Source organism: Chryseobacterium sp. WLY505, assembly GCF_030846215.1.
Classification (GTDB): Bacteria; Bacteroidota; Bacteroidia; order Flavobacteriales; family Weeksellaceae; genus Chryseobacterium.
Genome location: NZ_JAVCWI010000002.1, coordinates 473,395 through 485,988 on the forward strand (window position 1 = coordinate 473,395; position 12,594 = coordinate 485,988).

Sequence of the window (12,594 nt, forward strand, 5' to 3'; positions counted from 1 at the left end):
ACTTCTTTTTAATACACATCTTTAGCATATCTGCCGCTCAGTTCCATTTCTTCCAGGTAAACTGCAGCATCTTCTTTACTGCGTTTTCCTTCATTTTGGATGATACTGAGAAGCGTTTGTTCTACGTCGTAGGCCATGGGTTCTTTCGCTCCGCATACGTACACTGATGCACCACCTTCCAGCCAGTAAAAAACTTCCTGAGCATTTTGTTCCAGTCTGTGCTGAACATACACTTTCTCTGCGGTGTCTCTTGAAAAAGCAAGGTCTAAATGCGTTAAGCTGCCTGTTTTAAGAAAATCCTGAAGCTCTGCCTGATAAAGAAAATCGGATACAAAGTTTCTGTCCCCGAAAAACAGCCAGTTTCTTCCTTCCGCTCCTGTGGCATCACGTTCCCAAAGAAATGATCTGAAAGGCGCAATCCCCGTTCCCGGACCAATCATGATGATATCTTTATCTGCTTCAGGCAATTTGAAATGTCCTGCCTCCTGAATATAAAATTCCACCTCTTCTCCTTCTTTGAATTCACTCAGGAAACCACTGCATAATCCGTTGTGTTTCTGATGATCAATAAAGAATTCTGATTTGGCTACAGTAATATGAATTTCAGTATCACCATGCGCTTCCACAGAGGAAGAAATCGAATACAAACGTGGAGCTTGCGCTGTCAGTATCTGAATGATTTCTTCAAATTCATCAGCATTTTTTACCGGGTAAATCCTAAGCAGATCAAGAAGGCTTAATCTGACTTCCGGGATGGAATGTCCCGTTATCTTAGCATATTGAGCAACCACAGATTTAAGCAGATAACTGATGTTAAGATGCTTGTGCAGGAGTTCTTCTACAGAATCCGTAATTTTTGTTGTTTCTACCTGCTTCTTAGGATCAATTCCTGTTAAAGTAATGATTTCATGAACTACTTCTTTTGAATTGAATGGGATCACTCCCAAAGCCGAACCAGGCTGATACGCAAGGGAATCTTCCGTTTCAATTTCAATATGATAGGTTTCTTTTTCAGACGTAATATCATTCAGATTGATGATGGCTGAAACTTTTCCCCGAAATTTCTTTCTTCCGGTAGAAACTTTTGGAACTGAAACATTTTTTGTACTCTGACCAGCATTTTTATGAACTGTTTCAAATACATGTTCTATCCAATGGGAAGCTTCCTGCTCGTAATCAATATCACATTTTTTTAATGGAATAACACGTTGAGCACCCAATATTTCAAAACGTGAATCCACATCTTCTCCGGTTTGGCAGAATAAAGGATAACTGCTGTCTCCCAACGCCAATACTCCATATTTTAATCCGCTGAGATTAATTTCATTTTCATGAATATAATCGTAGAACTTTTTGGCAAGCGCTGGCGGTTCACCTTCTCCCTGGGTGCTGATGACTACAAAGAAAAACTCTTCTTTCTCCAAATCTTTAGGTTTGTATTGGGAAAGGTCGGCCAGTTTTACCTGAAGTCCTTTTTTCTTCACGATACCTGCAAGGGCTGTAGCGAGTTTTTTGCTGTTTCCGGTTTCCGTACCGTAAGCCAGGGTTATTTTTTTTACAGCATTCTGAACAATAGTATTCGTTTCCTGTGGTGGCAATACGGCTGTGAGTGATGATCCTCCGGCAATACCTGCAAGATATCCGCTTGCCCAGATGGCTTCGTCTCTGGAGAGGTCTCCGGAGATTTGTTTTAATACGTTTAATTTAGTTTCAGACAGCATATTCAAAGAAATTTTGAGTGGTAGGGATGAGACTTCCGTTTTCCACTGATTTAAAATAAAGACCTTCCTGCTCGGCATTTTCCAACCATGAAAATTTTTCATGGAGGTTTACAATTTTACCCACTACCACCAATGAAGGTGAAGCAAAGTTTTTATCACCAAATTTTTCATTAAAATCATCAAATGATGACGTGTACACCTTTTGGAAAGGCGTTGTTGCCTGTTCAATGACTGCAATTTTTTTATCACCTGAAATCTGTAGTTCTTTCAGTTTTTCCACAAGAGGAGTAAGATTTCCTTTAGACATGTAGAAAACAAGAGTATCAGTGGTTAAAGCAAGCTCTTTCCAGTATTCTTCGCTCACGATTTCCGATTTATAATACGTCAGAAAACGAACGGATGTAGAATATCCTCTCGCTGTTAAAGGCATCCCTGCAAAAGCCGCAGCTCCTAAAGCCGCTGTAATTCCCGGAATGATTTCGTAAGGAATATGATTTTGTTTTAAAGCCTGCAGTTCATCCAGAATATTGGAGAATATAGAAACGTCTCCTCCTTTCAATCTTACAATAGTTTTATTCTGAAGGGCATATTCCACCATCAAAGTATTGATATGAGACTGAGGAGTGGAAGCATTTTTGCTGCATTCTTTGCCTACATAGATGATTTCTGTGTTTTCATTAACGTAGGTTTCCAGAATTTCCGGACTTACAAGGCGGTCACATAAAATGACGTCTGCTTCTGCGATAGCTTTTACTGCTTTTACAGTGATCAGTTCAGGGTTGCCGGGCCCTGCACCGATAAGGAAGACCTTTGGTGATTTTATATTTGTTTTCATTGAAGTAGGTGTTAATTAAGGATTTAGAAGAGTCCTTCTACAGAGAGATACCTTTCTCCTGTATCGTAATTGATGGTAAGGATTTTAGCGTTAGGTTGTATTTCAGGTAAATGTTTGGCGATGGCTGCTAAAGCGGCTCCTGTAGAAACTCCTACAAAAAGGCCTTCTTTTTTAGCAGCGTTAAGAGCATATTCATAAGCTTCTTCTTTGCCTACTGTGATCACTCCGTCTAAAAGGGTAATATCCAGAATGGAAGGTACAAAGCCTGCTCCTAATCCCTGTAACGGGTGTGGTGCCGGGCTTCCTCCGCTTAATACAGGAGATAATTCCGGTTCTACAGCAATAACTTTTACGTTAGGATATTTTTCTTTTACCGTTTTTGCGATTCCGGTGATGTGACCTCCGGTTCCTACTCCTGTAATGATATAGTCCAGTCCGTCCGGGAAGTCTTTTAGAATTTCCTGAGCAGTGGTTTCTATATGTACTTGTACATTGGCAGGATTGTCAAATTGTCTTGGAATCCATGAATTGGGTGTTTCTTCAGCCAGTTCATTAGCTTTTTCAATAGCCCCTTTCATTCCTTTTTCTCTTGGAGTAAGCACGAATTCTGCTCCATAAGCTTCCATAATTTTACGGCGTTCTATACTCATGCTTTCCGGCATGACAAGAATGAGTTTGTATCCTTTTACGGCAGCTACCAAAGCGAGTCCTATTCCCGTATTTCCGCTGGTAGGCTCTATGATAACGCTGTCTTTATTTAATAATCCTTTGGCTTCTGCATCTTCAATCATGGCCAGGCCAATTCTGTCTTTAATGCTTCCTCCAGGGTTGCTTTTTTCAAGTTTGATCCAGATTTCGTGATCTGAACTGAAGAGTTTATTAATTTTCACGACGGGTGTATTTCCTATCGTTTCTAATGCATTCTGAAATTTCATATCAATGTACTTTTTATTTTTGTTTTTTCTTAAATCACAAAGGTTAATGATTCCGGTAATGAACTGTTATCCTTTATTTTTATTTCGCTTTTGTGGTAGACCAGAGAATTGGCAGGAACATCCTGTGTTACCCAGACATTTCCTCCGATAATACTTTCTCTGCCTATTGTTGTTTCACCTCCCAGAATGGTTGCTCCCGAGTAGATAATCACATCATCTTCTATATTGGGATGCCTTTTCTGATGGGCTTTTTCTTTGGAAACATTCAATGCACCAAGGGTTACTCCCTGATAAATTTTGACATTATTCCCGATAATGGTTGTTTCTCCGATCACAATTCCTGTTCCGTGGTCAATGAAAAAAGACTTTCCAATGGTCGCTCCCGGATGGATATCAATTCCTGTTTTACTGTGGGCATATTCTGAAATGACACGGGGTAAAATTTTCACTTCCTGAGTCCAGAGCTGGTGCGAAATACGGTAGACATATGTGGCAAAAAAGCCCGGATATGCCAGATATACTTCTTCCAGAGAGTCCGCAGCAGGATCAAATTCCAAAATAGATTTTGCATCCAGCACCAACTGATTGTATAATTCCGGTAACGCTTCAAAAAACTGACTGACCTGTTCTTCAGTAAGGGTTTTATCGCCTGTTACCGTATGAATAAGGACTGAAAGTGTTTCCTGCAGTGCTTCAAAATTTCTTTTCAGCTGATCTTCAGTATTGTCATTCTGAGGAAGGAAGAGTGTTTCATACAAATCCTTCACCCACTTTTTGGTCTTTATTTTATCAAAGAATCCATGAATGCTGTTTTGCTTGGTCTGATGAATTCTTTCTATTAATTGATCGGAAATTGCCATTTTTTCTATTGGATTATACAGGCTGCTACCGTTGAATTGGACGTTTCATCTACCAAAATGGCAGAGCCCGTTGTTTTGTTATGGGTAAAGCTGTCATAGACCAAAGGCTGTGCCGTTCGTAGGGTAACTTTCACAATTTCATTCAGTTTAATTTCACCATCTGCCTGTTCTCTGATAAGGGTATTGACATTGATCTTATAGTCGATCTCTTTTACCACAGCTTTTACAAGTCTGCTGTTCTGCTGCAGAAGGTATTTATTCCCCGGCTGCAAAGGTTTCTGATCAAGCCAGCATAAAAGAATTTCAAGATCTTTTTCAACGGTGGGAACATGTTCTTCCGTAACAAAAATATCTCCTCTGCTGATATCTACATCATGAGCAAGATGGATAACGGCTGGCTGACCTTCAAAGGCTTCTTCTTTTTCAATACCATTGATCTCAATTTTTGTTATTTCTGTAGTCAGATCTGCAGGAAGTATGTGGATTTTGTCTCCTTTGTTGAACTTTCCGCTTAATATTTGTCCGGCATATCCTCTGTAATCGTGAAGTTCTTCAGTCTGAGGACGAATCACGTACTGAACCTGAAAACGGCTTCCATTATTTTTTTCTTCATTAATCGTTACTTCTTCAAGGTATTCCAGAAGGGAATTTCCTTCATACCATTCTGTTCTCGAAGATGTTGAAACAATATTATCTCCTTTTAATGCTGAAATGGGGAAATAGCTGACGTCATTTAAACCCAGATTTTCTGCAATTTTTGTATATTCTGATTTTATATTTTCAAAAACTTCTTCGGAATAATCTACCATATCCATTTTATTGATGGCTACAGCAACCTTTTTCAACTGTAATAAAGAAGCGATGATGGAATGCCTTCTGGTCTGCTCAATCACACCTTTTCGGGCATCAATCAGAATAACCATCAGATCAGAGTTGGAAGCTCCGGTGATCATATTACGCGTATATTGTACATGCCCGGGAGCATCTGCGATGATAAATTTCCTTTTTGCAGTTGAAAAATAGCGGTAAGCAACATCAATGGTGATTCCCTGCTCTCTTTCTGCACGCAGACCATCCGTTAAAAGGGCAAGGTCTACTCCGTCTTCATTTTTGTTTTTAGAATGTTTTTCAAGGACTTCCAACTGGTCCTGTAAAATACTTTTGCTATCGTAAAGCAGTCTTCCGATAAGGGTACTTTTACCGTCATCTACGCTTCCTGCTGTTATAAATCTTAATATATCCATCCGAATTTTAATTATAAATAATGAGTAATTGGTAATGAGTAATGTTCTGTCGTTAAGAAGTAAAGGTGTTTATCCTATTACTTATTATTCATCGCTGATTGCTTATCTAAAAATAGCCTCCTTTTTTTCTGTCCTCCATGGCGGCTTCTGTTACCCTGTCATCAATTCTGGTTTCCCCACGTTCTGAAATTCTGGTGGCTACAATTTCTTCTATGACAGCATCTATTGTTACAGCATTAGATTCTACAGCTGCAGTGCAGGTCATATCTCCTACGGTACGGTAACGGATTTTCCTGGTAGTGATGATATCTTCAGGTTCTAAGACAACATGGGAAGAGTTGGCAAGCCATTGTCCGTTGAAGTCGATCACTTCTCTTTCATGCGAAAAATAGATGGAAGGAAGTGCAATTTTTTCTCTTCGGATATAATTCCAGATGTCAAGCTCTGTCCAGTTACTGATGGGGAAAACTCTTACATTTTCTCCTTTGTGAATCTTTCCGTTGAAAATATTCCAAAGCTCAGGACGCTGAAGTTTAGGATCCCATTGCCCGAATTCATCACGAACGGAGAAGATTCTTTCTTTTGCTCTTGCTTTTTCTTCATCTCTTCTGGCTCCTCCCATGCAGGCATCGAATTCAAATTCTTCAATGGTATCAAGTAGTGTGTAGGTTTGCAGCCAGTTTCTGCTCGGGAATTTACCTTTAGCCTCGGTCAGTTTTTTACTCTTTATCGTATCTTCCACTTTTCTGACTACCAGATTCACGTCTAGCTGTTCTACCAGCTGATCACGGAAATCCAATACCTCCTGAAAGTTGTGTCCGGTGTCTACATGGACAAACGTAAATGGGATTTTTCCATGAAAGAAAGCTTTTCTCGCCAGATGAGCCAGTACAATACTGTCTTTTCCGCCGCTGAATAATAAAGCCGGACGTTCAAACTGACCTGCTACTTCTCTTAGTATGTAAATAGATTCTGCTTCCAGCTGATCTAAATAGTTTAACTGATGTATTGACATTTTTTTCTTTTTTTATTGATGAATATGCAGACCGCATTCTTTTTTGTTGGCATCTTCCCACCACCAACGGCCTGCTCTGAAATCTTCTCCTTCTTTGATCGCTCTTGTACAGGGCTCACATCCTATGCTTACAAATCCTTTTTTATGAAGGTGATTGTAAGGTAAGTGATGATCCTTTACATAGGTTGTCACCTGTTCTGTCGTCCAGTGAAGGATGGGATGAAATTTGATGATCTTGTTATCCGGATCCCATTCCAGCTGAGGCATATTCTGTCTGTTGGGAGAATGTTCGGATCTCAGACCTGTAATCCATACTTCATAGCCTTCCAGTGCTTTTCTTAAAGGATGAACCTTTCGAATCGTACAGCATGCTTTCCTCTTTTCTACGGATTGATAGAATGAATCAGGACCGTTTTCTGTGACAAACTCTCTCAGCTCTTCCGTATCCGGATAATAGGCTTTGATGTTCTTTTTAAAGAAAGCCTTGGTGGAAGTCCAGGTTTCATAAGTCTGTTCAAAAAGTCTTCCCGTATCCAGGGTGAATATTTCAATATTTAAATCCTTTATCAGATGAGTGATGACCTGATCTTCGTAACTGAAACTGGTTGAAAAGATCACTTTACCCGGGAATCTTTCAGTCAGTATTTGCAGTGCATTGGTTTGAAAAGATGCTTCATTAGCCTCTTTCACAAGTTTTTCTAATTCATTTTCCAGACTGTTATTCATTTTGAATTGAGATTTAAGTCTTGCAAATATATATAAAATTCTATAACTCCTATCAAAATAGTAGAATTTAAATAAAAAAAATTTTAATCTTTAGTAATAAACTTAGTCAGAGTAGCTTCCATCATGCTAGTTCTGGTCTTTTCACGAACGATCATTAATTCTTTTCTCAGATAGCAGACTGCTTCGTCTACACAATCGTCACACGCTTCGTAAAAATTTAAAGAAACACATGGGGTAAGCGCAATAGGACCATCGAAAATACGGTAAATATCTGCTAATGAGACCTCATCAGGTGATTTTAAAAGATAATACCCTCCTACTTTACCCTGTTTGCTGTTAACGAGTTTGGCTCTTTTAAGTTCGAGAAGAATCTGTTCCAGAAATTTCTTGGGAATATTTTCGTCCTGTGCAATAACGGAAGTTGGCAGAAAGCCCTGGTTATAATTCCTTGCTAATCTGACCATTGCTTTAAGCGCATATTTGCAACGTTTCGACATCATAATTCCTGCAAGTTATGATAAATTATCTGATAAATGAAATGTTTTTATAGCGGAAGACTTTGTATTTTAACCACAAAATTCACAAAAGATAAAAAACACTTAAGTTGATTTTAAGTTACACATGGACTGCTGAAAAGTTCACTTAAGTTTTAAAATTTTGATTTTTATTGATACCCAGACTCTGTGTCAATTTTCTAAGATCTGTGGTGGAAAAATATAATTTTACCACAAAATTCACAAAAGATAAAAACACTTAAGTTGATTTTAAGTTACAAATGGACTGCTGAAAAGTTAACTTAAGTTTAAAAATCGAAGATTTTTATAATACACAAACATCTGTGGGAAAAGCTAACCACCCCGTCAAAAATTCTTTGAATTTTTGCCACCCCTCCACAAGAGGGGAATTCTAAGCCCTCCGTTTGTAATATGAACCACAAGTTTACTCTTTCTCTAAAACAAAATAAGCCAGTTCTCTATCTTCTCGTGCAAGATTTTCAACTCTACTGAAACCGCTTTTCAGAAGTACTTTTTGAGAACCGATATTATCAAGATCGGTTACCGCAACGATATCCTTTTTAGGATGTAATGAATAGCAATAATCAACAAGTGCTTTACAGACTTCGGTTCCGAGACCTTTTCCCCAATAATTTTCTCCTAAGGTATACCCTATTTCTATCTGTTCCGGATTGTCCAGAAATACTCTGGCAAGGCACATTCCCACAAAATCATCATCTTGGGTACTGAATATTCCCCATCTGCTGAATGGACCTGCTTCATAATCTGCCAACGCTTTGTCAAACATTTCCTTGTACTCTTCAGGAGTTTTGTAAGGCAGATACCGGGTTACATTCTCATTTTCAAAAAGAGTAGAGAATAAAGAAAATTCTTCAGGCGTAAATTCACGAATAATGATCGTGTGATTTTTATATTTCATAGAAATGAATAAAATGTAAATGTTTAATTCACGAATAAAATTAGGTAAATAAATCTGAAATTATAACTGAATACCCATTTAATATAAAAAAAATGGGCTTAAAATTAAACCCATCATTGTTGAAAATTTGAAAAAATAATACATCCACTATAGGATTTTCTCAAATCAACCCTGTCAATGACATAATAAATTGTCATACAAGATGTTTCTTTAGGAATGTGAAATAAAAAAAGATGAGCTCAATGAGCCCATCTTAATCCTCTACCATCTCAAAAAAAGAGACAGTTGAAATAAAACCATTTACTAACGATTATATTGTAGCAATATACCGTTGGATCCTATTTTTTAATGAATTTCTGAGAAGATTTCCCTAAAGAAGTTTCAATATCAATTAAATAAGTTCCGCTTAGGAAGTTTTTAACATCAACCTTATCACCACTAACTTTAGCATTCATTTTTCTTCCAAACATATCATAAACAGAAATTGATTTAATTTCCCCTTTTGTTTTAATAGTCAATACATCAGAAACCGGATTTGGATAGATGGAAGTTTCTGAGTTGGTTGTATCAACGTCTGCAGTGGAGAATGATAATGCACAAGGTGTTGTAATACTGCCATTTGGTTGAGTATTATATGCAAACTCAGTGACAGAATAATTTGAACCATTGGTCCCAACGCTCACTTTGAAATAGCCGTTAATATCGTAGCCTTCGAATTGGTTTCTAAAACCAACATAGGCTGTTTTACCAGACCAGGTAGTATAGGTAGGAGTATACACATCCAGTTGTCCGGGAGTCCAAGTTGGATACCCTATATTATTTGCATTTGTTATAGTGGTACAGGCTGGAATTAAAGAGATATTCCGTGTTCCCGTTTGGCAAACTAATCCTTTCCAATAAGTTTCCAATTTTAATTGATTGGCTCCATAGTACCAGGCGCCATACCCTGCATCATCACTAAGCTCCGGGTTAATGATAAAATATTTCCAAGTTGCCCCTGAGTTGGTGGTTACTGTTGTTGGTGTTGGGTTGGCATAACTTTCCAGAGGATTTCCTTTAACTATTTTATAAGGATCTTTATAAGAAAAAGTTAAGGCCAAAGCTGTAGTTGATCCTAATGATGTTGTGCCTCCTGTTATAGCCGGATTCAGAAATGTAATTGATGAATTTAAGACCTGACTTTTAGAATGACTGGTTGCAGCACCATTGATGGTAAGTGTAGCTGTAGTAGGGCTTGTAACTACTATACTTGCAGTTAATCCTGCTGGCAATGAAGAAGTGAAATGGGTTCCTGAAGTAAGAGTTGTTCCATTTGGCAGGGCAAATGTTGCTCCGTTTAGCGTAATCTTTGATGCAGGGGCAGATGATACTGTTCCATCTAATGACACGGCTCCATTATTGTTTAAATTCTCTGTAAATGTACTGTTGCTAAGGGCTAGCCTAGGTGGAGTATTAGCAACTCCGGTTGCAGCTAAGTTGGCAGGCTGCCATAAATTCATTCGCGAAGGATGGTTTAATGCCGCCAGCATTCTGTTAACCTGTCCGTTGGTAAACATTTTATAACAGCCGGAAGAGCCATTGTATCCCATATAGTTTTCAACGTTTACTTTTTGTCCAAGACAATTGTTACCAGAGTTACATCCCAATCCGGAAGAAGTATTTTCCACAGGGGTGTCTGCAACTCCATCACCATCATTACCAGGGTTTGAAGTTGAACAAAGAACATTGAAAGTATGCTGAAGATTGAGCCAATGCCCAAATTCGTGCGTGAATGTATCAGAAAATTCGTTTGAAGCTACTGTTCCTGCGGCATCAAATATATAACGCCCATTATACACAACTCTGGCCGTATTTACTGAAGTCATGTATGAATCCGGATACCAGGCAACTCCTGATTGATATAAATCTTTATTAGCATATAAGTCATTTTGGATATATACATTCATATACTTTGTATTATCCCATGCATCGGTACCAATTTCTGTATCATATCCGCCTCCATTGCCATATCCGCCCTTGAAGGGGTGAAATACCACTCCGCTTGTTGCTTTTCCGGTTGGATCAATTTTAGCTAATCGGAATTCAATACTTAGTGCTCCTCTGATAGATTGGAAATCAGGATCTACAGTATTTGAATCAGTGTTGATTCCGTTGAAATTTAGATTGATTTGTTCCAGTAAGTTGACTACTTTTTGGTAATTTACTTTTACATTACTCTGAGATTCTCCATACACATGGAAAACAACGGGGATAATGTAGGTTGGATTATTGATAGACTTATCCACTGAATTTTTGTTTGATCTCATTTTTTTCATGAAATCTTGAGTGTATCTTTCAAATTTTTCATATTCAGCCTTTGATTCAGGATGCAGTTTAAAATGTTGTTTCATCATTTCATCTGCTTTACACTCATGAGGTCTTTTTTCTTGCGCAAAACCTATTATTGGAAATAGGGAAACAAGTAGTAGTAATTTAAATTTTTTCATAAATTTTGGATTTGGTTGTTAATAAATTATTTGGGTTTAATTTTGTGTGTAATGTGATGTTTTTTTAATTAAATCTTTCAGGGTTGAATATCTTTATCTCAACCGTTGGCTTTTCGTCATTGGCAAGTTCTGAAACTGTTTTTCCAAAAATAGGTCCTAAGCTTAATCCCATCATTCCGCCGCCGCCTGCGATAATGAGGTTTTTCAGTTGGGAAGACTGTCCTAAGTAGGGAAGTCCATCCGGTGCACAAGGTCTGTATCCGAACCAGATTTCAGATTCTTTTGGAGGTTCAACCTTGAAATCGGGTAAGTATTTGGGGATGGATTGGATGATTCCTTCTACCCTTTTCATATTAATTTTATCCTGATGGGAAGCCAGCTCCATCGTTCCGCCGAAACGGATCTGTCCGTTCATTGGGGTCACTGCTACTCTGGCTTCAAGTAATAAAGCGGCATGCTCTAATGTATTGAGAGGATTTTCCGGTTGGTGCATCAACGAATACCCTTTCCCGGGCATTAATTGAATTTTAATACCTGCTTTTTGGGCAAGCTCAGGTAAAAATGAACCTCCTGTCATGATAAATTGGTCGGCAGTAAATTCCTTACGATTGGCAATGACTGTTTTAATCGTATTTCCAAAAGTTTTAAAGCCTGTTACCTGATGATGAGTATGGAAAATGACTCCGCTATTTTTAAGATAAGAGATCATTTGTTTCATCAGTTTCACGGGATTCATATGGCCGTCGCATTTATAATTGACCCCTCCAATGACATCCAATTGAACATTAGGTTCGAGTTCCTGAATTTCTTTCTTATCCAGAATATCAACAGGTAACCCCATATTGATGGCTTTGTAAGCCAGTTCGGTTTCCTCTTCTGCTACTTTCTCTGTTTTATAGAGCATTAAAATACCATTCTGGTTCAGCTCAAAATCAAATTCGTCTTTTCCTGCAATTTCATTATAAAGTCTGCTGCTTGCCAGGTTGAGATCCCGGATGGCTGACGCAGAGTAATCAACATGTTTCTGGTTGGAATGTTTCAAAAACTTCAATCCCCAGGAAAACAGCCTGGAATTGAGTGAAGGCCTTACATAAAACGGACTTTTACTGTCAAACATCCAGCGTATTCCCTGGGCAACTACTCCCGGTGCGGCCAATGGGGTAAAATGACTGGGTACAATCATTCCTGCATTTCCATAGGAACAGTTGTTGGTAAGGTCATTCTGTTCAAGAATTTCCACCTGCCATCCTTTTTGTAAAAGGTAATACGCTGAGCTTAATCCTGCTATTCCTGCACCGATAATCAGTGCTTTTCCTTTATTCTGTGTCATATGCCTGT

Annotated in this window: 11 protein-coding genes; all 11 read right to left on the reverse strand. The window is 38.4% G+C overall.

Translation table 11 applies throughout. The features are described 5' to 3' along the window. Positions 1–8: 8 nt before the first annotated feature. Positions 9–1,721, reverse strand: coding sequence for a sulfite reductase flavoprotein subunit alpha (locus tag RAH34_RS07590; RefSeq protein ID WP_306595703.1), 1,713 nt, complete (start codon positions 1,719–1,721; stop codon positions 9–11). Next, a complete protein-coding gene (gene cobA, locus RAH34_RS07595) occupies positions 1,711–2,556 on the reverse strand; it encodes a uroporphyrinogen-III C-methyltransferase (protein ID WP_306595704.1) in 846 nt (281 codons plus the stop codon). Before cobA ends, RAH34_RS07590 begins: the two co-directional genes overlap by 11 nt. A 23-nt stretch (positions 2,557–2,579) precedes the next feature. Then, complete coding sequence (cysK, locus tag RAH34_RS07600; RefSeq protein WP_306595705.1) at positions 2,580–3,491, reverse strand: cysteine synthase A; 912 nt, start codon at positions 3,489–3,491, stop codon at positions 2,580–2,582. Positions 3,492–3,520: 29 nt separating this feature from the next. After that, complete coding sequence (gene epsC / locus RAH34_RS07605; protein WP_306595706.1) at positions 3,521–4,351, reverse strand: serine O-acetyltransferase EpsC; 831 nt, start codon at positions 4,349–4,351, stop codon at positions 3,521–3,523. 5 nt (positions 4,352–4,356) lie between these two features. Next, on the reverse strand, positions 4,357–5,595 hold the full coding sequence (locus RAH34_RS07610) for a sulfate adenylyltransferase subunit 1 (RefSeq protein WP_306595707.1): 1,239 nt from the start codon (positions 5,593–5,595) through the stop codon (positions 4,357–4,359). Between the two features lie 106 nt (positions 5,596–5,701). Further along, positions 5,702–6,610, reverse strand: a complete 909-nt coding sequence (gene cysD, locus RAH34_RS07615; RefSeq protein ID WP_306595708.1) for a sulfate adenylyltransferase subunit CysD — start codon at positions 6,608–6,610, stop codon at positions 5,702–5,704. 12 nt (positions 6,611–6,622) lie between these two features. Continuing rightward, positions 6,623–7,336, reverse strand: a complete 714-nt coding sequence (locus tag RAH34_RS07620) for a phosphoadenylyl-sulfate reductase (RefSeq protein WP_306595709.1) — start codon at positions 7,334–7,336, stop codon at positions 6,623–6,625. Between the two features lie 83 nt (positions 7,337–7,419). Next, entirely contained in the window at positions 7,420–7,836 is a 417-nt protein-coding gene (locus tag RAH34_RS07625; protein WP_114820212.1) for an Rrf2 family transcriptional regulator, read from the reverse strand. Between the two features lie 439 nt (positions 7,837–8,275). Next, positions 8,276–8,770 (reverse strand): GNAT family N-acetyltransferase, encoded by a 495-nt coding sequence (locus tag RAH34_RS07630; RefSeq protein ID WP_306595710.1) that lies wholly within the window; start codon positions 8,768–8,770, stop codon positions 8,276–8,278. Positions 8,771–9,108: 338 nt separating this feature from the next. Beyond that, positions 9,109–11,256, reverse strand: a complete 2,148-nt coding sequence (locus tag RAH34_RS07635) for a zinc-dependent metalloprotease (RefSeq protein ID WP_306595711.1) — start codon at positions 11,254–11,256, stop codon at positions 9,109–9,111. Between the two features lie 64 nt (positions 11,257–11,320). After that, on the reverse strand, positions 11,321–12,586 hold the full coding sequence (locus RAH34_RS07640) for an FAD-binding oxidoreductase (protein ID WP_306595712.1): 1,266 nt from the start codon (positions 12,584–12,586) through the stop codon (positions 11,321–11,323). Positions 12,587–12,594 lie beyond the last annotated feature (8 nt).

Bases quoted from the DNA above. Each gene is read 5' to 3' on its own strand.
- RAH34_RS07610 (WP_306595707.1), bottom strand. From the start codon at position 5,595: ATGGATATATTAAGATTTATAACAGCAGGAAGCGTAGATGACGGTAAA.
- RAH34_RS07630 (WP_306595710.1), bottom strand. From the start codon at position 8,770: ATGAAATATAAAAATCACACGATCATTATTCGTGAATTTACGCCTGAA.
- cobA (WP_306595704.1), bottom strand. From the start codon at position 2,556: ATGAAAACAAATATAAAATCACCAAAGGTCTTCCTTATCGGTGCAGGG.
- RAH34_RS07620 (WP_306595709.1), bottom strand. From the start codon at position 7,336: ATGAATAACAGTCTGGAAAATGAATTAGAAAAACTTGTGAAAGAGGCT.
- epsC (WP_306595706.1), bottom strand. From the start codon at position 4,351: ATGGCAATTTCCGATCAATTAATAGAAAGAATTCATCAGACCAAGCAA.
- RAH34_RS07625 (WP_114820212.1), bottom strand. From the start codon at position 7,836: ATGATGTCGAAACGTTGCAAATATGCGCTTAAAGCAATGGTCAGATTA.
- cysD (WP_306595708.1), bottom strand. From the start codon at position 6,610: ATGTCAATACATCAGTTAAACTATTTAGATCAGCTGGAAGCAGAATCT.
- RAH34_RS07590 (WP_306595703.1), bottom strand. From the start codon at position 1,721: ATGCTGTCTGAAACTAAATTAAACGTATTAAAACAAATCTCCGGAGAC.
- cysK (WP_306595705.1), bottom strand. From the start codon at position 3,491: ATGAAATTTCAGAATGCATTAGAAACGATAGGAAATACACCCGTCGTG.
- RAH34_RS07635 (WP_306595711.1), bottom strand. From the start codon at position 11,256: ATGAAAAAATTTAAATTACTACTACTTGTTTCCCTATTTCCAATAATA.
- RAH34_RS07640 (WP_306595712.1), bottom strand. From the start codon at position 12,586: ATGACACAGAATAAAGGAAAAGCACTGATTATCGGTGCAGGAATAGCA.